The organism is Bradyrhizobium sp. 482_C4_N1_8 (genome assembly GCF_052075965.1).
GTDB lineage: Bacteria > Pseudomonadota > Alphaproteobacteria > Rhizobiales > Xanthobacteraceae > Bradyrhizobium > Bradyrhizobium barranii.
On the sequence record NZ_CP197231.1, the window covers coordinates 2,707,758 to 2,726,979 of the forward strand.

At 64.2% G+C, this 19,222-nt stretch carries 18 protein-coding genes; 11 read left to right on the forward strand and 7 right to left on the reverse strand.

Annotation, left to right across the window (positions count from 1 at the left end):
- Nucleotides 1-67: 67 nt before the first annotated feature.
- Nucleotides 68-688, reverse strand: a complete 621-nt coding sequence (locus tag AB7Z56_RS12570; RefSeq protein ID WP_014493646.1) for a response regulator — start codon at nucleotides 686-688, stop codon at nucleotides 68-70.
- A 193-nt stretch (nucleotides 689-881) separates the two neighbouring features.
- On the opposite strand from AB7Z56_RS12570, the gene AB7Z56_RS12575 reads away from it, so the two are divergent.
- On the forward strand, nucleotides 882-2,231 hold the full coding sequence (locus AB7Z56_RS12575; RefSeq protein ID WP_085405686.1) for a histidine kinase: 1,350 nt from the start codon (nucleotides 882-884) through the stop codon (nucleotides 2,229-2,231).
- A gap of 153 nt (nucleotides 2,232-2,384) precedes the next feature.
- On the forward strand, nucleotides 2,385-4,847 hold the full coding sequence (locus tag AB7Z56_RS12580; protein WP_354098258.1) for a TonB-dependent receptor: 2,463 nt from the start codon (nucleotides 2,385-2,387) through the stop codon (nucleotides 4,845-4,847).
- Between the two features lie 48 nt (nucleotides 4,848-4,895).
- Here the strand turns inward: AB7Z56_RS12580 and AB7Z56_RS12585 are convergent, their stop codons facing one another.
- Complete coding sequence (locus AB7Z56_RS12585; RefSeq protein WP_245344288.1) at nucleotides 4,896-5,483, reverse strand: DUF4440 domain-containing protein; 588 nt, start codon at nucleotides 5,481-5,483, stop codon at nucleotides 4,896-4,898.
- A 79-nt stretch (nucleotides 5,484-5,562) separates the two neighbouring features.
- On the opposite strand from AB7Z56_RS12585, the gene AB7Z56_RS12590 reads away from it, so the two are divergent.
- Nucleotides 5,563-6,525: a LysR family transcriptional regulator gene (locus AB7Z56_RS12590; protein ID WP_085405688.1), complete on the forward strand. Its 963-nt coding sequence runs from the start codon at nucleotides 5,563-5,565 to the stop codon at nucleotides 6,523-6,525.
- Nucleotides 6,526-6,534: 9 nt separating this feature from the next.
- Here the strand turns inward: AB7Z56_RS12590 and AB7Z56_RS12595 are convergent, their stop codons facing one another.
- Nucleotides 6,535-7,098: a DinB family protein gene (locus AB7Z56_RS12595; protein WP_085405690.1), complete on the reverse strand. Its 564-nt coding sequence runs from the start codon at nucleotides 7,096-7,098 to the stop codon at nucleotides 6,535-6,537.
- A 358-nt stretch (nucleotides 7,099-7,456) separates the two neighbouring features.
- On the opposite strand from AB7Z56_RS12595, the gene AB7Z56_RS12600 reads away from it, so the two are divergent.
- The 5 genes from AB7Z56_RS12600 (at nucleotide 7,457) to AB7Z56_RS12620 (ending at nucleotide 11,973) form a co-directional block, all read left to right on the forward strand.
- Nucleotides 7,457-7,864, forward strand: coding sequence for a hypothetical protein (locus tag AB7Z56_RS12600; protein ID WP_085405692.1), 408 nt, complete (start codon nucleotides 7,457-7,459; stop codon nucleotides 7,862-7,864).
- Nucleotides 7,865-8,013: 149 nt separating this feature from the next.
- Nucleotides 8,014-8,226 (forward strand): hypothetical protein, encoded by a 213-nt coding sequence (locus AB7Z56_RS12605; protein WP_135215167.1) that lies wholly within the window; start codon nucleotides 8,014-8,016, stop codon nucleotides 8,224-8,226.
- Between the two features lie 113 nt (nucleotides 8,227-8,339).
- Nucleotides 8,340-9,803, forward strand: a complete 1,464-nt coding sequence (locus AB7Z56_RS12610) for a GH1 family beta-glucosidase (protein ID WP_085405695.1) — start codon at nucleotides 8,340-8,342, stop codon at nucleotides 9,801-9,803.
- A 278-nt stretch (nucleotides 9,804-10,081) separates the two neighbouring features.
- Nucleotides 10,082-11,314 carry an acetyl-CoA C-acetyltransferase gene (locus AB7Z56_RS12615; protein WP_085405697.1) on the forward strand — a complete coding sequence of 411 codons (1,233 nt, stop codon included), beginning with the start codon at nucleotides 10,082-10,084 and terminating at the stop codon, nucleotides 11,312-11,314.
- Nucleotides 11,315-11,670: 356 nt separating this feature from the next.
- Complete coding sequence (locus tag AB7Z56_RS12620) at nucleotides 11,671-11,973, forward strand: HU family DNA-binding protein (protein WP_014493658.1); 303 nt, start codon at nucleotides 11,671-11,673, stop codon at nucleotides 11,971-11,973.
- 72 nt (nucleotides 11,974-12,045) lie between these two features.
- Here the strand turns inward: AB7Z56_RS12620 and AB7Z56_RS12625 are convergent, their stop codons facing one another.
- The 4 genes from AB7Z56_RS12625 to AB7Z56_RS12640 form a co-directional block, all read right to left on the reverse strand.
- Nucleotides 12,046-12,201: a hypothetical protein gene (locus tag AB7Z56_RS12625; RefSeq protein ID WP_187387991.1), complete on the reverse strand. Its 156-nt coding sequence runs from the start codon at nucleotides 12,199-12,201 to the stop codon at nucleotides 12,046-12,048.
- A 5-nt stretch (nucleotides 12,202-12,206) separates the two neighbouring features.
- Nucleotides 12,207-14,600, reverse strand: coding sequence for an endopeptidase La (gene lon / locus AB7Z56_RS12630; protein ID WP_441256263.1), 2,394 nt, complete (start codon nucleotides 14,598-14,600; stop codon nucleotides 12,207-12,209).
- 8 nt (nucleotides 14,601-14,608) lie between these two features.
- Entirely contained in the window at nucleotides 14,609-14,992 is a 384-nt protein-coding gene (locus tag AB7Z56_RS12635; protein WP_014493661.1) for an Hsp20/alpha crystallin family protein, read from the reverse strand.
- A gap of 187 nt (nucleotides 14,993-15,179) precedes the next feature.
- Complete coding sequence (locus AB7Z56_RS12640) at nucleotides 15,180-15,749, reverse strand: YciE/YciF ferroxidase family protein (RefSeq protein WP_063982009.1); 570 nt, start codon at nucleotides 15,747-15,749, stop codon at nucleotides 15,180-15,182.
- Between the two features lie 145 nt (nucleotides 15,750-15,894).
- Between AB7Z56_RS12640 and AB7Z56_RS12645 the strand changes: the two genes are divergently transcribed.
- From AB7Z56_RS12645 to AB7Z56_RS12655, 3 genes are all read left to right on the forward strand, one after another.
- Nucleotides 15,895-16,521, forward strand: coding sequence for a MarC family protein (locus tag AB7Z56_RS12645; RefSeq protein ID WP_085405701.1), 627 nt, complete (start codon nucleotides 15,895-15,897; stop codon nucleotides 16,519-16,521).
- Between the two features lie 170 nt (nucleotides 16,522-16,691).
- Entirely contained in the window at nucleotides 16,692-17,345 is a 654-nt protein-coding gene (locus AB7Z56_RS12650) for an L-fuculose-phosphate aldolase (RefSeq protein WP_354123860.1), read from the forward strand.
- Nucleotides 17,346-17,358: 13 nt separating this feature from the next.
- On the forward strand, nucleotides 17,359-19,146 hold the full coding sequence (locus AB7Z56_RS12655) for a chloride channel protein (RefSeq protein WP_354123861.1): 1,788 nt from the start codon (nucleotides 17,359-17,361) through the stop codon (nucleotides 19,144-19,146).
- Nucleotides 19,147-19,222: the final 76 nt, after the last annotated feature.

Below are 19,222 nucleotides of genomic sequence, written 5' to 3' on the forward strand. Positions count from 1 at the left end.
GCTCCGTGGCATCTTACCACATCAAGATTGCAACGCTTGTGTGACCGAATTCGTGGCGGTGTATGCGTCAGGCGACGCCGCTGTCGATCGCCAGCCGCACCAGCTCGACCGAGGTCTTCACGCCGAGCTTCTGTCGCATGATCGAGGAGGTGTTGGCGACAGTCTTGTAGGACGACTGCACCAGCCAGGCGATCTCGGACAGGCTCTTTCCGGCGCTGAGGAGCCGCAGGATTTCCATCTCGCGCGCGTTCAGCTTCGACAGCGGGCTTTGCGCCAGCGTCGGTCCTGCAAACGCGATGCTGCGCGCGATCGCGGTCGGCAGATAGGTGCCGCCGCCCCCGACGGCGCGGATCGCCTCGACGAGGTCGTCGGGGTCGCCGGTCTTGGAGACGTAGCCCTTGGCCCCGCACTCGATCGCGCGCGCGGCGAACGCAGGGTCGTCGTTCATGCTGAACATGATGATGCGGGCCTCGGGCGCACGTTCGAGGATGCGGCGCGCGAGCTCGAAGCCGGAGACGGTCGGCAGGTTGATGTCGATGATGCAGAGGTCGGGGCGCTCGACAATGAAGACGCATTCGCCGTCCTCGGCGTCGGCGGCCTCCAAAATCTCGATCTCGCCCTCGTCGGCCAGCACGGCACGGCAGCCGGAGGCGACAATGGGATGATCGTCGACGATCAGAATGCGCATAGGCGTTCCCCGCGACAGCCTCGGCCTGCTTTTCCGCCGCATGATCCGAACAAGAACGCTGCACGCGTCTCATGTCGCCTCATGCAACCCGGCCGGGATTGCTGTACGCTTTCGATTAGATATCGGGCGCTTCGCCTCTGTCAACGTCATCGGACAGGCGCGGGCCAACCTTCGCGAGGCACGGGCGGCACCAATGTGGCAAAATCTATCGTTGCGCGCGCGCATCAACCTTCTGCTGGCGCTGCTGCTGGCGCTGGGGCTCGCCGTCAATATCGGCCGCCAGGTCGCGGAAGCCGGGCCGCGCGTGCAGGCCGAGGACCAGAGCGTGATCCGGCTTGCGCGCGAATTCATCGAGATGATCGTTGCGGATCTGAACGAGGCGCCCGATCCGGATGCCAGGTTGAACCAGATCGCGCGCGATCTGAGCCGCCTGCGCCATGTCAGCATCGCGCTTCAGGACGCCGGCGGTAACCCGCTGACGCCGCCCCGGCCTGCCGACGACGACGCGCGCGGACCGCCGGCCTGGTTCGTCGGCCTGGTTCATCCCGAGCAGACCACGGTGAGCGTGCCGGTCTCGGTCCATGGCAAGCCGGGCTCGTTGGTGATCACCGCGCATCCCGATGACGAGATCGCCGAGATCTGGGACGCCATCGTGACCCAGCTCGAGGTCGGCTCGGTGATCGCGCTCGCGTTGTTCCTGGTGATGATGACGGTGGTCGGCCGCGCGCTCGCGCCGCTGCAGTCGCTGGCGCAGACGATGACCGCGATCGAGGGCGGGCATTATGACGCGCGCGCCACGCCGGGCGGTGCGCCCGAGCTGGCCGCGATCTGCGGCAAGCTCAATCATCTCGCGGCGGCGCTCGGCGAGGCGGTGGAGGAAAAGCGGCTTTTGGCCGAGCGCGCGGTGTCGCTCCAGGACGTCGAGCGCAAGGAGATCGCGCGCGAGCTGCACGACGAATTCGGGCCGTATCTGTTCTCGCTGCGCGCGCATGCGAGCGCGCTGGCGAAGCTCGCGGACGGGCGCGCGCCGAATGCCGACTCGGTCCGGAAGCACGGCAGCGCCTTGCTGGAACAGATCAACCAGCTCCAGCAGTTCACGCGCCGGGTGCTGGAGCGGCTCCGGCCCGTCGGCCTTGCCGAGCTCGGCCTGCGCCAGGCGCTGGAATCGCTCTCGCGGCTGTGGCGGGAGTCGCATCCCGACGTCGCGATCGAAACCGTGATCTCCGCTACGCTCGGGGTCACCGGCGAGACGGCCGACCTCACCATCTACCGCATCGTGCAGGAGGCGCTCACCAACGTGTTCCGCCACGCCGGCGCGACGTCGGTCAATGTCGTGATCGAGCCCGTCGAGCAGGCCGGCGGCCGCGGCTATGCGCGCGTGCGGGTCAGCGACAACGGCCGCGGCATGGAGCCGGGCCAGCAGCTCGGCTTCGGCCTCGTCGGCATGCGCGAGCGCATTCTGGCGCTGGGCGGCACGCTCAACGTCGTCTCCGGCGACGGCGGCTTGACCGTGGAGGCGCTGGTTCCGACGGCGGCGTCCTGATTGCATCGGGAAAAATTCCCGATTTGGTCGGGAAAACGGGTGCGGATAGTGCCAGACCTTTTGTGGCTGGCGGACTCACTGCCGCCGAATACACTCATCTCAACCAAACGGCGAAAATCAAAACAGCCGGTGGTCACGGATGGGAAGGCAGGGATGGGCAAGCCTCTTTGGTTCAAGCGTCGTTTGTTGATAGCCTCGGTGTCGACGGGGCTGGTGTCGGGCTTGGTCCTTGCAGGCCCCGCCGCAGCCGCGCAGGATGAGGAAACCAACGTCCAGAATCTGCCGGCGGTCGAGATCACGGCACCACCGCCGTCGGCCGTGAGGCGCAGTGCGCCAACGCGGCCGGTCGCACGGGTAGGGGCGCCGGCGTCCGCCGCTCCGAAGACACGCCTTTACGTCTACCCGACCTCACCGGGCACCGGCCGAGGTCTCGATGTCGACAAGGTGCCGTCCGCGATCAATGCGGTTGATGCCAGCCAGATCAGGCGTACCGCCTCGCCGGATATCGCCATTGCCCTGCAGCAGTACGTGCCTGGTCTCAGCATCAATGAAGTGACCGGCAATCCATTCCAGCCCGATGTGCAGTTTCGCGGCTTCGTCGCTTCACCTCTGGCCGGCACGCCGCAGGGCCTCGCCGTCTACCAGAACGGCGTACGCATCAACGAGGCGTTTTCCGACACTGTTAATTGGGATCTGATCCCGACGGCCGCGATCCGATCGGCGCTGGTCGTGACTAACAATCCGGCATACGGCCTCAATGCCCTCGGCGGTGCCATCGATCTGCAGATGAAGAACGGCTTCAACTATCAAGGGGCCGAGATCGATATCATGGGCGGCTCATTCGGCCGCATCCAGGGCTCCGCACAATGGGGCAAGCAGGTCGACAATAATTGGTCGGTCTACGGAGCGCTCGAAGGCGTTCACGACAATGGTTTCCGCAATTTCTCGCAATCGGATGTCCGGCGCTTCTATGGCGACGTCGGGTATCGTTTCGAAGGCAACGAGTTTCACCTCAATGGCGGCGTCGCCAACAATTCCCTGGCGGGACCCAGCACTGTTCCGGCCGAATTGCTCCAGCAATATTGGGGGGCGACCTACACAACGCCGCAAACCATCTCCAACAAGGTCGGCTATCTCAACCTGACCGGCAAGGTGGAGGCGACGCCGACCTGGACCTTTGAGGGCACGGCGCATCTGCGGAGCTTCAAACAGAGCACCGTGGACGGAAACCCGACCGACGCCCAGGCATGTGCCGATCCAACGCTCCTGTGCTTTGGCAATGATACGGTCCCGGCTTTTGGCCTGAATGGCGTTCAGCTCGCCAATACCTTTGCGCCAGACGCCATCCTCAGCGAGATCGATCGCACCAGCACGAAATCGACCACCTTTGGCGTATCCGGTCAGGCAACCAACACCGACCAGCTGTTCGGTCATGAGAACCGCTTCGTAGTTGGCGCGAGCTATGATGTCAGCAGCACGCGCTTCACCGGCAGCGCTGAATTAGGAACCATAGGCACGAACTATGTCGTCACGGGCAGCGGCATATTCCTGGGTCCCTCCGGTGACCCGACATCGGTTGGTCCCGTGTCGCTTCGCACCGTCAACCAATATCACGGGCTCTATGCGCTTGACACGTTCAACGTGGACGATCGCTTTGCGGTGACGGCAGGCGGGCGATTCAATGCGGCCCGTGTCACGCTGATGGACCAGCTCGGCACCGCACTCAATGGCGATCATACCTATGATCGGTTCAATCCGATCATCGGCGGCACCTACAAGATCACCTCTGAAGTGACTGCCTATGCGGGCTATTCCGAAGCCAACCGGGTACCCACGCCACTCGAGCTCGGCTGCGCCGATCCGGCGAGGCCATGCATCATCGGGCAGTTCCTGATCGCTGACCCCTCACTGCAGCAAGTCGTATCCAAGACCTTCGAAGCGGGCTTCCGCGGCACCAAGGAATTGAACATCGGCTCGCTCGGCTGGAAAATCGGTGCCTACCGTGCCACCAACTACGACGACATCCTCGCCACCCCAATTCCGGGCCTGACTGGCTTCGGCTTTTTCCAGAACGTCGGCCGGACGCGCAGGCAGGGTATCGAAGCCGAGGTGAGCCTGAAGTCGAATGTGCTTCAGTTCCAGGCGAGCTATGCGTTCCTGGACGCGCGCTTCCTCGACGCGCTGACGCTTGGCTCAGAGAGCCCGTTCGCCGACGCCGGCAACATCCAGGTCTTGCCGGGCAATCACATTCCGCGCCTCCCTAGCCACCTTATTAAGGCAAGCATCGAATATGCGGTTACCGATGTCTGGAAGGTCGGGGGTGACGCGCTCTTTGTCTCAAGCCAGTATTTCGTCGGCGACGAGTCCAACCAGTTTCCGAAGCTGCCGTCCTACGCCGTGTTCAATCTCCACACCTCTTACCAGATCACAAAGAACCTGCAGATTTACGGTCGCGTCGCCAACATCTTCGACAACCGCTACTCGACCCTTGGCACCTTCTTCGATAGGGAGGCCTTGCCCAACTTCACCAATGGCGGTGCGGAATTCACCGACCCGCGCTCGCTGAGCCCGGCAAGGCCCCGTGCGTTCTATGCGGGCATGCGGATGACGTTCTGAGTTCGACACGCAAGGCCGGCCGCCTCCGGAGGGCGAAAGACATCGCCTTTACTCCGCCCAGCCTCGGGCGAGGATCGCCGCTTGCTGCAAGGAAATGCGCCGGACCAGCGGATCTGCATGGCGGTGTACCAGCTGCCAATCCGTGCTGTCCTTGCGATAGATCTCCGTGACGCGCAGCGACCAGTCCTGGGCAGGCAGGCCGCCGACCTCCGCGCGCTGGCGTTCGATCATGACGAGCGCAACGAGCCCGTTCGAGGCATAGGTCTGCAAGACCTCCAGTCCGGTTTCCCCGCTCCTGAAATATTGCGCCAGGTCAGCCAGCCGTTTTGGGCTGTTGTCGAATCCGAAGCTGGCAGGGCCACCGAAGGGCTGCATCAGCGTGAAATCCGGGGCAATCCGGACCAGCTGCGACCAGCGGCCCATGTCGCCACGCATGAAAGCGGCATTCTTCTCGCCGGCGAGCTTGATGAGACCGGCTGTCGCGTCGTCCCCGGCGGCTGCATTGGCTGGAAGCTGACCGGAAGCAGGAATTGCCGCCGCTGCCATCATCATCGAGCGCCTCGACATCCTGTGCGGCGAGTCCCGGTTGTCCGGCGAGCCATGGCCCTTGCTCACCCCTTTCGCCTTTCTGATCATTTCGAAGCTCCTGATTGCACGATCTACGCATTCCATGAGGCCTTGATCTCGATGAATCCAGCGATATGATTTCAGCAATATGCTGAACCAAATTGATCTATCCAGGGTCGAACTAAATCTCCTTGTGCTCTTCCGCGTGGTCCTGGAAGAACGCCATGTCGCGCGCGCGGCCGCGCGACTGAACCTGACGCCGTCCGCTGTCAGCCACGCGCTTGGCCGGCTGCGCCTTGTTTTGAACGACCCGCTGTTCCTGCGAACGCCGAAGGGCGTCGTTCCAACGGAGCGGGCCCTGGAGCTTGACCACCCGATCGCCGAAATCATCGCGCGCGTCGAACAACTGGTTGGCTCGGCTAGACCATTCGACCCTGCAAAAAGCCATCGCCGCTTTACGATCGGCGCACCCGATGCTGTTCTCGCCTCGACAACGGGGCAGCTACTCGGTTCGATCGCGAGCAGGGCGCCCCACATCGACATCGGATTGATCCATGTGATGCCCGCGCCCCGCGGCGGCGCGATCGGCGAACCCTGGCACGAGTGCCTCGAGATGCTCGAAAGACGAGAGCTGGACATCGCGATGCTGCCGCTGCCGGCGGTATCGCCGCGTTTCGAGGCGCGCAGGCTCTACGACGAGGAATTCGTGCTGGCCATGCGCAAGGGACACGCCTTCGCCAGAGCTCCGACACCCGCGGCTTTCTCGCAATCGCAGCATCTGCTGGTGTCTCTCAGCGGTGAGCCACGCGGCTTCGTCGATGAGATGTTGGCAAAGCGCGGTCTCAAGCGCCGCATTGCCTTGACTGTCCCGAACTTTATGATGGCGCTGGTCCAGCTTGCAGGGTCCGAACTGATCGCTGCATTGCCGCGGCGTCTGATGCAGCAGCACGCCGGGCATTTCGGATTGATGTTCGTCGAGCTGCCTTTCGCCCGTAAGCCGGATACGATCTGCGCCATCGCGACCAAGGCTGCGATGAAGGACGCCGGCGTTGCATGGCTGATGGAAGTTGTCTTCGCCTCGGTCGGAGCAGGTCGGAACCGCAATCGGTAGCGCGCGCGCTCAGTTGGGTGGCCCCCAAACGGTTTCGTCCGTCCAGCCCAGATCGGCAAACTCGGATGCCCTCAACGGCGCTTCGGCAGTTGAAAAGAACTCGTCGAGCTGCGGCGGCTTGACGCGCGTTCCCGATAACATCGTATGCGCCTGCCCACGGTGGTGAATTTGATGCTGAATGAGATGCATCAGCAGCCGGTCGCGTCGCTCTATCTGGACACTGGGATCTCGATTGATCCGCACGTCTTCGTTCAACGAGGCGGGTGTCAGGGCATCGCAGACGCCGATGAAGCGGCGGTCCATCGATGCTTGAGCTTCCGAGAGCCCTGCAAGAGCTGGAAATGGGATCGGATCCTCCCAGGCCTTCGGCCCAAGCCATCCGCCCTCGAGTGCATCGACGTAAAAGAGGTCAACGACATAAATATGGTTCAACGTCCGCTGTAGGCTCGGGAAGAAGCCCGTCCGCTCGACCTCAAATTCGCCTTGGCTCAGCTCGGCGCACGCGCGGAGCAACCGGTGGTTCGCCCAGGCATTATTGTAGGCGAAGGCGCGATAGCTTTGAACGATCGACATTGCAAACCCCGTACACCGACCTGCTTGGCGCCGCGTTCCTTTACCGATCAGAAACCATAGCAAATGATCTGAAAATTGTAACGAAACGACTTGGCTGTTTCCGGGTAGGTTTGCCGGAGGGCCCGTCCGATGACAGAGCACCAGTTGCGAGAGCGGGAATTCCAGATCGCGCGTTACAGGCTTCTGGAGCGCGAAGTCACCGATCCGCTTGCCGCGTGCCTGCTTCACAGCATCATCGAGGATCTGGAAGCCGAGTTGCGAAGGGACAGACCGGATTCGCACGGGCCGCGCGATTAACCGTTTCTTAGCGCTGATCATGCGGATTATTCGCGAGGGAATGTCAAGGGAGACTGCTCCCATGCTGAAGGACGGCACCTACGCGGCGTGGTACAAGACGCCACTGGACCAGGGTACCGGGATCGTCCATGTCGCAGACGGACAAATCTGGGGCTGCGACAGCCTGATGACCTATCACGGCTCCTGCAAGGTCGATGGAGATCGCTTCACCGCCACCGTGTCGACGAAGCGTCACACCGACGGACGTGCAACGGTCTTCGGCATCGACGACGAGCTCACGCTGGACATCGAGGGAAACTGCCCCGGCAAGGTCGCGACCTACACGGCGAAGGCAGCGCAGATGCCGGGAATGATCCTCCAGGGTACGCTCATTCTCACGGAACAGCAGCCGCCCGCGCGTGAGCGAACCGAGCAGGTAGCCGCGTTCAATCCCGACAAGCTTCCGAAATTGCCCAAGCGCTCGCGCTGATCGAGCGAGCCGGGTCGCTCGGCGTGCTCGGTTCAATACAGCATCATGTCGGACAAGGCTTCGCGTTGCCAGCTTGCCAGGCTGGCGCGACGGCCGCAGCAGGACTCGCAATCACTCGGGACCGCGTTTGTGAACGGACGTATGCGTTCTTGCCATCGATGGTGGAGCGTCGGATCGTTCTATCGATGGTTTCGGACGATCGCTCCTGCATTCGCAGCGCGAAGCTGAAGATCATACCGCCCAACGGCAAGGACCGCGACTTCGTGGTGGATGGTCTGGGCTCGCGAGCCGTGATCAATTCGCTGTTGGCGTGCTTCGACGCGGCTCAGGGCGTGAAGGGCAAAAAGCAGGGCAGGGGGTAAATCCGGGCGTTCTTCTGCATTTTTGCATCCGAAAGTCCCGGAACTCCCGCTTTTCAAGCAGCTTCCGACACGCCATTGTGCCGCCGCAACAATCGTCTCAAGGGGCAGTATCAATGTCGGACAAGGTCTCGCGTCGCCAGTTTGCCAAGCTGGCGGGATTGTCCGCAGCCGGAATCGCAAATCCGCTGGAGGCCGCCGAGGTTAAGCCGGCGCCGGCGCCGCGGGGCGTGGACGGCTTTCCGGCGGGCTTTGTCTGGGGCACGGCGACCTCGTCCTATCAGGTCGAGGGTGCGGTCGACGTCGACGGGCGGGGGGCTTCGATCTGGGACAAGTTCGTGCGCATCCCCGGCAAGATCGAGGACGGCACCACTGGCGATCGCGCCGTTGAGCATTATCACCGCTACAAGGAAGACATCGCGCTCATCAAGGAGCTCGGCTGCAAAGCCTACCGCTTCTCGGTGGCATGGCCGCGGGTGTTTCCGGACGGCGACGGCAAGCCGAACCCGAAGGGGCTCGACTTCTACAATCGTCTCGTCGACGAGCTCCTCAAGAACGGCATAGAGCCGTGGCTGACGCTTTATCACTGGGACCTGCCGCAATCGCTCCAGGATCGCTTCGGCGGCTGGCGCTCGACCGAGACGTGCAAGATCTTTGGCGACTATGCGGGCTATGTCGCCGAGCGCCTGACCGATCGCGTCAAGAACGTGTTCACGCTGAACGAGAGCGGACGTTTCGTCCAGTTCGGCTATGGCCTCGGCATCGACGCGCCCGGCGTGACGCTGCCGCAAGCGGAGGTCAACCAGGTCAGGCATAACAGCGCGCTCGCGCACGGGCTCGGGGTGCAGGCGGTGCGGGCGCACGGCCGCCGCGGCACCAGGGTCGGGCCGGCCGAGAATATCGACGTCTGCGTTCCCGCAATCGACACGCCCGAGCATGTCCGTGCGGCCGAGATCGCGCTGCGCGAGATGAACGCCGGCTATCTCAACGTCATCATGACGGGCCGGTATACCGACGCCTTCCTGAAATACGCGGGCGCCGATGCGCCGAAATACACCGACGCCGAGCTGAAGATCATCTCCTCGCCGGTCGACTTCCTCGGCCTCAACATCTACGCGCCACAGAACTATGTGGTGCCCTCCGACCATGGCGCGGGCTTCATGCCGCTGCCGATCCCGAAATCGTTCCCGCATATGAACTCGAACTGGCTCCGCGTCGCGCCGGAGACGATCTACTGGGTGCCGAAGCTGGCCGCAAAGATCTGGAAGACGGATGCGATCTACATCAGCGAGAACGGCACCTCCGGCGACGACGTGGTGACGCCCGACGGCAAGATCTACGACACCGACCGCATCATGTACCTGCGCAACTATCTCGCGCAGCTCCAGCGCGCCACCGCCGAGGGCGTGCCGGTGCGCGGCTACTTCCTCTGGAGCCTGCTGGACAACTTTGAATGGGTGTTCGGGCTCAACAAGCGTTTCGGGCTCTATCACGTCAATTTCGACACGCAGGTGCGCACGCCAAAGCTCAGCGCGACCTTCTACCGCAACGTGATCGCGAAGAACGCGGCGGGGGCATAGCTTTCTCTCCCTCTCCCGGATTTTCCGCCGCGCGTAAAATCCGACCTCTTCCCGCAGGCGGGGCGAGGTGACGCAAGATCGCGCGGCCACGGCCGTTTAGCCTGACAGGCCAATCGCTTCACCGGTATCACCGCGCCCCATGCGGAACCCGCGCTTCTACTGTGCATGGGGTTGTTTTTCAGTTTTTTGCAAGGAGGCCGCGCGGCACCGCACGTTGACTCCACTCTTCCCCTTATTCAGAAACGACATCAACACCCATAAACAAGAGGACAACGCCAATGGCTGACGCGCTGATCATCGATGCCTGCCGGACCCCGCGGGGCGTCGGCAAGGCCGGCAAGGGAGCACTCTCGGGCATTCATCCGCAGCAGCTCGGCGCGACCGTGCTGCGCGCGCTCGCCGATCGCACCGGCATCGACACCGCCGACGTCGACGACATCGTCTGGGGCTGCAGCGCGCAGGTCGCGACCCAAAGCGGCGACCTCGGCCGCATGTCGGCGCTCGATGCCGGCTACGACGTGCGCGCCAGCGCGGTGACGCTGGACCGCTTCTGCGGAAGCGGCATCACCAGCGTCAACATGGCGGCGGCCTCGATCATGTCGGGCACCGAAGACCTCGTCATCGCCGGCGGCTGCGAGATGATGTCGATGGAAGGACGCCGCGGCGGCGGTCCGATGATGATGGACTCCGGCAATCTGCGCCTGCGTGCGCGGCATCCGCAGTCGCATCAGGGCGTCTGCGCCGACGCGATCGCGACGCTGGAAGGCATCACGCGGCAGGACGTCGACGCGCTCGGTCTCGAAAGCCAGAAGCGCGCAGCGCAGGCGATTGCCGGCGGCCACTTCAAGAAGAGCCTCGTGCCTGTTCATCGCGAGGACGGCAGCCTCGCGCTCGATCATGAAGAGTATCCGCGGCCGCAGACCACGATGGAAGGGCTGAGCGCATTGAAGCCCGCATTCCCCGCGATCGCCGACTATGCGCTCGACGACAAGGGCACGACCTATCGCGGCCTCATCCTGCAGAAATACCCGGACCTGAACATCGACTTCATGCATCACGCCGGCAATTCCTCCGGCGTCGTCGACGGTGCCGCCGCGATATTGCTCGCATCGCCCGCTTATGCCAGCGCGCACGGCCTGAAGCCGCGCGCTCGCGTCGTCGCGATGGCCAATATGGGGGACTCGCCGACCCTGATGCTGAACGCGCCGGTGCCGGCCACGCGCAAGGTGCTGGCGAAGGCGGGGCTCTCCATCGACGACATCGACCTGTTTGAAATCAACGAGGCCTTTGCGGTGGTGGCGGAAAAGTACATCCGCGACCTCAAGCTCGACCGCGCCAAGGTCAACGTCAATGGCGGCTCGATCGCACTCGGCCATCCCATCGGCGCCACCGGCTCGATCCTGATCGGCACCGTGCTCGACGAGCTCGAACGGCGCGACCTGAAGCGCGGTCTCGTCACCATGTGCGCCGCCGGCGGCATGGCTCCGGCCGTCATCATCGAGCGTATCTAGCGCGAGCGAAGCTCGTCGCGCCCCCGTAAGAACAGGGTGAGAGAGTAGCCGAGACGCCGCAACACGACGATCTAGCCTTATTTTTCAGGGTGAATCGCGACCGGCCTTTCACAAAGAGGCCGGTCGTCGCTTGTCGAAAGCAGCGAATCAGCTTTAGCAAGGCGGCGTGCGGGCCTTTGAAACAAGGCAAAAACCGCTGCCGGAGGCTCCTTCCGCTCTGGAAGCCGCTGAAAAGCAGGGTTTTTTGCCTCAGAGGGCCAAAAAAGCCCGTAAAATCGCGACAAAACTGTGCAGAAGGCTCTGGGCCTTCAACGGTTGGTCTAATATGCAACCGGCAACGAATCAGAGGAGACACGATGCCAACCCAAATGTCCAAATCGCAGCTGATCGAAAAGATTGCGACCGCCACCGAGCTTTCCAAGCGCGACGTCAAGAGCGTCATGGAGACGCTGACCGACGTCGGCCACAAGGAGCTCAAGAAGAACGGCCTGTTCCTGGTGCCGGGCTTCGCCAAGTTCGTGGTCATCAAGAAGCCCGCGACCAAGGCGCGCAAGGGTACCAACCCGTTCACGGGTGAAGAGATGATGTTCAAGGCCAAGCCGGCCCGGAAGATCGTCCGCGCCCGCCCGGTCAAGGCCGCCAAGGACGCGGTGGGCTAACAACGCAAAGGCCCCCTCGGCTAGGAGGGGGCCTTTTGTTTGGGGCTGCCGCGAGGGCTTGAGACGGAGGGCTCAACCCTTGCGGCGCTTCACCCGCACCGGAACGGGCTGAAGCCGCGGCCCTGGTGCCGCCAGCGCATCGCGAACCCGGTCGATTGCACGGTCGAGCAACTGACGCAGCCGCTGCGTCTTCCGCGATCGCCTCGCTTTTTCCAGCAGTTTCTTCATCGCCTTCACTCCGCCGCTTCGACCTTGGCATCAGCCGGCTCGAGCGCTACGGCGATGGCCTCGTCGACGCGCTCCAGCCAGATGAATTCGAGGTTCTCCCGCGCGCTCTTCGGGATGTCGTCGTAGTCCCGCTTGTTGCGCGCCGGCAGCATCACCCGCTTCAATCCGGCGGCGGCCGCAGCCACCACCTTCTCCTTGATGCCGCCGACAGGCAGCACCAGGCCGCGCAGCGAGATCTCGCCGGTCATCGCGGTGTCGCTGCGCACCGTGCGATTGGTGAGCAGGGACGTCAACGCCGTGAACATCGCAACGCCCGCGCTCGGTCCGTCCTTCGGGGTTGCGCCCGCCGGCACGTGGACGTGGATGTCGCTCTTCTCGAACACCGACGGATCGATGCCGAGCTGCGTGGCCTTGCTCTTCACCAGCGTCATCGCGGCCTGCACGCTCTCGCGCATGACGTCGCCGAGCTGGCCGGTCAGGATCATGCCGCCCCGGCCGGGCACGCGCGAAGCCTCGATGAACAGGATGTCACCGCCGACCGGCGTCCAGGCGAGCCCGGTGGCGACGCCCGGAATGCTGGTCCGCTGCGCGATCTCGCCCTCGAAGCGCGGCTGGCCGAGCACGGTGGCGATGTCCTTGGGGCTCACCACGACCTTGGCAGCCGTGCCCTCGGCGATTTGCACCGCGGCATGGCGGAACACCTTGCCGATCTCGCGCTCGAGATTGCGCACGCCGGCCTCGCGGGTGTAGCCCTTGACGACCAGCTTCAACGCCTCCGGCTCGATCTCGGCCTGCTCGGCCGTCAGGCCGTTGGCCTCGAGCTGACGCCGCACCAGATAGCGGCGCGCGATCTCCAGCTTCTCCTCCTCGGTGTAACCGGCGAGGCTGATCAGCTCCATGCGATCCAGCAGCGGACCCGGAATCTGGTCCAGCATGTTGGCGGTCGCGATGAACACCACGCGCGACAGGTCGAACGGCACGGCCAGATAGTTGTCCCGGAACGTCCCGTTCTGCTCGGGGTCGAGCACCTCCAGCATGGCGGCCGAGGGATCGCCCTGCACGCCACGGCCCATCTTGTCGATCTCGTCCAGCATCATGACGCAGTTCCGCGTGCCGGCCTTCTTGATGCCCTGGATGATGTTGCCGGGCAGTGCGCCGATATAGGTGCGCCGGTGGCCGCGGATCTCGGCCTCGTCATGCACGCCGCCGAGGCTGACGCGCACGAAGGGGCGATCCATCGCGCGTGCGATGGACTGGCCGAGCGAGGTCTTGCCGACGCCGGGCGGACCGACGAAGCACAGGATCGGCGCCTTGCCATGCGGAGCGAGCTTGCGCACCGCCAGATATTCGATGATCCGGCCCTTGATCTTCTCCAGGCCGAAATGATCGGCATCCAGGATGCGACGCGCTTCCGTGATGTCGATCGGCTTCTCCGCGGGCAGCGCCCAGGGCAGTTCGATCAGCCAGTCCAGATAGGTGCGGACCATGCCGGACTCACCGGCAGCCTCGGGCATGCGCTCGTAGCGCCGCAGCTCCTTCTTGGCGTGCGCCTCCGCTTCCGGCGGCATGTTGGCCTTGGCGATGGCAGCCGTCAGCTCGGCGACCTCGGCCGCCTTGCCGTCGCCTTCGCCGAGCTGGCGCTGGATGGTCGCCATCTGCTCGCGCAGGATCGCCTCGCGCTGCCGCTCGTCGAAGGAGGCCTTTGTCTTCTGGCCGATCTCGTTGGAGATGCGCAGCACCTCCAGCCGTTCGGCCAGGTGCTTCGACACCTTCTCGACGCGCAAGGCGAGGTCGATGGTCTCCAGCACCTCCTGCTTGTCCTGCGGCTTGATGTCCATGAACGAGGTCGCCAGGTCGGCCAGCGCGCCGGGCGCAGTCGTGCTCTGGAACATCGCGACCAGCTCGGGCGGCGCCTGCGGCAGCAGCTCGATCGCCTCGATGGCCTGGCGCTGCAGGTTCAGCGCGCGCGCCTCGATCTCGGGCGAGCTCGTGCTCGGCTCGGGGATCTGCTGGAAGCGCGCGGCCAGGAACGGTGTCCCGGGCAGGAAGTCGAGGATGCGCGCGCGCTGCACGCCCTGGCAGACGATGTGATGGGTGCCGTCGGGCGCGGTGATGTAGCGCACGATGTTGGCGATGGTCGCGACCCGGTAGAGATCGTCCGGCCCGGGCTCCTCGATCTCGGGGCTGCGCTGCAGGACGATGCCGACCGGCCGCTGCTCGCGCAGCGCCTGCTGTGCGGCGGCGATGGACTTCGCCCGGCCGATCGCGATCGGCGCGATGGCGCCGGGGAACAGCACCATCTCGCGCACCGGGATGACGATCAGCGCGTCTTCGGGAATCTTCACGTCGGGATTATTCTGGGAATTGGTTTGTGCGGTATTCATCTGTTCGGTGGCCATGATCGACCTCAGGATTTAGCGAGGCGCAGCGCGACGCAGCCGTCCATCACGAAGCGGCTGATGGCGTAGCGGCCGACGGGAAGCGCGATGCGCCGCTCGAAGCGGCCCTGCGGCAGCTCGAGCCGGTGGATGCGGGCGTTGCGAAGCTCCGGCGGCAGCGTGCGCTGGCCGGAGATGACGAGCACGCCGTCGAGGATCACCGTCTCGACATTGTCAGGGTTGACGCCGGGAAGCGCGACCAGGATCAAAAGCTCATGCTCGGTCTCGAGCACGTCGATCGGCGGCTCCCAGCAGGCTTCCTGGCGGCCGAACTGCTGCCGCAGCCGTTCGGCGCGGGTCAGCGAGTCCAGGGCTTCGGACAGCATCCAGTCGAGGGGATTTTTGGGTTGCATGGCAAAACTCGGGGAAGGCGCTGCGGTTGGAAAACGAGCATATGGGGACGGTTCCCCAAAATTCCAGCATCGCGCGTTTGGAGCATGCCTGGCCTCTCCAACCGGAAGAGGCCCTTGTCGTCGCACGCTTCGACGCCGCGGGGATATTCCGCGGCATCGAAGGCAACAGTAGGGCGCGTCGCGCCGATCAGGCCGCGGCGCGGTACTCCTCTTCCGCTTCGAGGTTGATGACCGAGGTCGCGAGCTCGGTCAGCGTGTGATCGGTCGCCTCTTCCTCGTCCAGCGTCTCCTGGAGCAGCCTTGCCGCGTCCGGCATGCCGAGCTCCTCGGCCCAGGTGCGCAGCGTGCCGTAGCGGGAGATCTCGTAGTGCTCGACGGCCTGAGCGGCCGCGAGCAGGCCGGCGTCGAGGGCAGGGGCGTTCTTGAAATCCTTCATGATCTCGGCGCCCTCGTCGGTGATGCCGTTGATCGCTTCGCAGGGCTTTCCGCGGGCCGGCTTGCCCAGCATCTTGAAGATCTGGTCGAGCCGTTTGACCTGGCCTTGCGTCTCGCGCAGATGCTTGTTGAAGGCGGCGGCAAGGTCCTTGGAATGCGCCGCCTTGGCCATCTTCGGCAGCGTCTTGATGATCTTGTTCTCGGCGTAATAGATGTCCTTCAGCGTCTCCAGGAACAGGTCGCTCAACATCTTCGGTGCCTGACGCGGACGGCGCGCCGCGGTCTTTTTCGCGTTCGCACGTTTCTTCGCTCGTTTAGCCATAAATCCTCCTCTTGAGGCGACACGGGAAGGGCGATGCCTTCCTCAATCCTCGCGCGACCAAGACTCTGCGAGGGCAAATGTTCCTCGCGAAGGCCTCCTCCAGCGGTTATGGATTGCGGCTGCACCTCGCGTGAGACCTACCCGCATGCTCGACTTCGCCCTGTCCGCCTTCGTGACGCTGCTGCTGGTGGTCGATCCCGTCGGCCTTGCGCCGGCCTTCCTGGCCGCGACCGGAGGCATGCCCGACAAGGTCAAGCGCACGATCGCGCTGCGCGCGCCGCTGATCGCGGCCTCGATCCTGGTGGTGATCTCGCTGGCCGGAAACTGGCTGTTGCGCCAACTCGGGATCGGCATCCCCGCCTTCCAGATCGCCGGTGGACTGCTGCTGTTCGGCGTGTCCTACCAGATGATCTTCGGCGACCGTCCGCATCGCGAGGCGCGCGAGGCCGACAAGGCGACCTCGGAGCACGCCTCCGACGTCGCGGTGTTTCCCTTGGCCATCCCGATGATGGCCGGTCCCGGCGCGATCGCGACCACGCTGCTGCTGACGGGCAATGCCGGCTACGGGGCCAAGCTCGCGATCATCATCGCGGTCGTCGTCTCCGTCTGCCTGCTCTGCGTGCTGTGCTTCGTCTCCGCGAGCCTGATCGCGCGCACCCTCGGGCGCACCGGAAATGCCGTGCTCTCACGCGTGCTTGGCATGCTGCTCGCGGCCTATTCGGTGCAGTTCGTGATCAACGGAATTGCGGCCGTCCGGGCGAGCTTTTCGTAAACCTGCGACAATCTGCTAATATACTGATTTTACAACTGGTTTCTTGATGTAACGGTACAGCCGGCAAGGCAGCGGCCAATCCCGGCCGCTTTCTCTTGCGCTGCCACATTGCTTTGACGTACTCCCGGTCTAACAAACGCCCATCGCCAAAAAGTCGAGATGAAATCGGGATGTCGATGACAGCGGACGAGCTCGCAAAGCGACAGGCCATAATCGACGCGTGCCGCCGCATGAACGCGCTCGGCATCAACCAGGGCACCTCGGGCAATATCAGCGTCCGGCATGTGGACGGGCTCCTGGTCACGCCGACCAGCGTGCCCTATGACGCCATGACGCCCGACCAGATCGTGTTCATGGCGATGGACGGCTCGCATGCCCCCAGTCAGAAGCCCTCCAGCGAGTGGCGCTTCCACCGCGACATCCTGAAATCGCGGCCCGACGTCAACGCCGTCGTCCACGCTCATCCGACCTATTGCACCATCCTGGCGATCATGGGCATGGAGATTCCGCCCGTGCACTACATGATCGCGGCCGCCGGCGGTGACAGTATCCGTTGCGCACCCTATGCCACCTTCGGAACGGCGGAGCTGTCCGAGCACGCGCTGCGGGCGCTGGAGGGCCGGCTCGCCTGTCTGCTCGACCATCACGGCATGATCGCGGTCGGCAAGACGCTGGACAAGGCGATGTGGCTCGCCGTCGAGGTCGAGACGCTGGCGCGGCAGTATCACGGCTGCCTCCAGATCGGAAAACCGCCGCTGCTGTCGAGTGCCGAGATCGAACGGGTCCGCCAGCGCATGGCCGGTTACGGCATGTCGGAAGGGTAGGGCGGGCAAAAAGGTGTTCGCGCGGATCAGACACATCGCCGATCGCAAGGGATCGAACCGCGTTATGGTTCGCCTGCGCGCGCTCTTGCGCAGCAACGAGTTCTACCTGATCCCGCTGGCGCTCGTGATCGGCACGCTTACCGGTGCCATCGTGACGCTGATGGCCGAGATCGCGCAGATTGCCCATATGGTGATCTACGGCATTCCCGTCGATGTTCGCCTTTCCGCCCACGCCCGGGTCAGCCCTTGGGCGGCCCTGATCGCGCCCGCGCTCGGCGGACTGGCGCTCGGTATCATGGAGTGGTGGCGGCGGCGGCTGAAGATCTCCAACGCGGTCGACCCGATCGAGGCGAACGCGCTGCGCGGCGGCAATCTGTCGATGCGCGACAGCATGGTGGTGTCGAGCCAGACGCTGATCTCGAACGGCTGCGGCGCCTCGGTCGGCCTCGAGGCCGGCTACACCCAGATCGGCTCGGGCATCGCCTCACTGCTCGGCAAGTTCTTCAATCTGCGCCGCAACGATTTGCGTCTGATCGTCGGTTGCGGCGCTGCCGCTGCGATCGCAGCGGCGTTTGGCGCGCCGATCACCGGCGCCTTCTATGCCTGCGAGCTGATCGTCGGCGTCTATTCGGTCGGCAGTGCCGCGCCGATCCTGGCGGCCTCGCTTGCTGGCGCGCTGACCGCGCAATGGCTCGGCGGCGCGCCGTACTCTATCGAAATACCGAAGGTCAGCGCGGTCGGCGTCGAGCAATATCTGGCATTGATCGGGCTTGCGCTCATTACCAGCGGCGTCGGCATCGCCGTGATGCGGTCGTCTTCGATGTTCGAGCGCCTGTTTGTCTGGCTGCCGGTCTGGCTGCGCCCGGTGATCGGCGGCCTTATCGTCGGCAGCTTTGCCATCGTCACGCCGCAGGTGCTCGCGGCCGGCCACGGCGCCATGGTGCTCGATCTCTTTCACGACATGACGATCGGCCTGATCGCGCTGATCATCGCCCTGAAGGTGACGGCCTGCCTGATCTCGCTCGCCTCGGGTTTCCGTGGCGGTCTGTTCTTTGCCTCGTTGTTCGTCGGCAGCCTGATCGGAAAGTTCTTCGCTGCGGTTCTTTTGCTCATCAGCCCGGAATTCGTGATCGACCCGCTGGTCGCGATGCTGACGGGTATGGCGACGCTCGGCGTCGCCATCGTTGGCGGCCCCTTGACCATGTCGTTCCTCGTGCTGGAAATGACCCGCAATGTCGACGTTACCGCCGTGGTGCTGGCCGGCTGCATCGTCACCTCGATCTGCGTCCGCTTCATGTTCGGTCATTCCTTCTCGACATGGCGCCTGCATCTGCGCGGCGAGACCATCCGCAGCGCCAACGACGTCGGCTGGCTGCGCAACCTCACGGTCGAGCGGCTGATGCGCTCCGACGTCGGCAAGGTGCCATCGACCACGACGATCGCCGCCGTGCGCGGTGAATTCGCGCTGGGCTCGCGGCCCGGCATCGTCATCGTCAACAATGCCGACGAATACGTCGGCCTCGTCCTGCTGCCCGACCTGTTCTCCAGCGATCTCGACAGCATCGCCGACGACATCCAGGTGATCGAGCTCGCCCGCCTGACCGAGATCGTGCTGATCCCGGAAATGAACGTGAAGTCGGCGATGGCCGTGTTCGACGAGGCGGAAGCCGAGATGCTGGCGGTGGTCGATTCCACCGACAGCCGCAAGGTGGTCGGCTTCCTCACCGAGACGTTTGCCCGCCGCCGCTATGTCGAGGAGATCGACAAGGCCACGCGCGGCGTGCTCGGGGCGCTGTCGTAAGGGTCTGCGGCCTCGGGGTCGAGAGAGGTATTGGGGGAGGGGGAGGGGACCATGGCACCCGGGGTCGTCCGGCCTC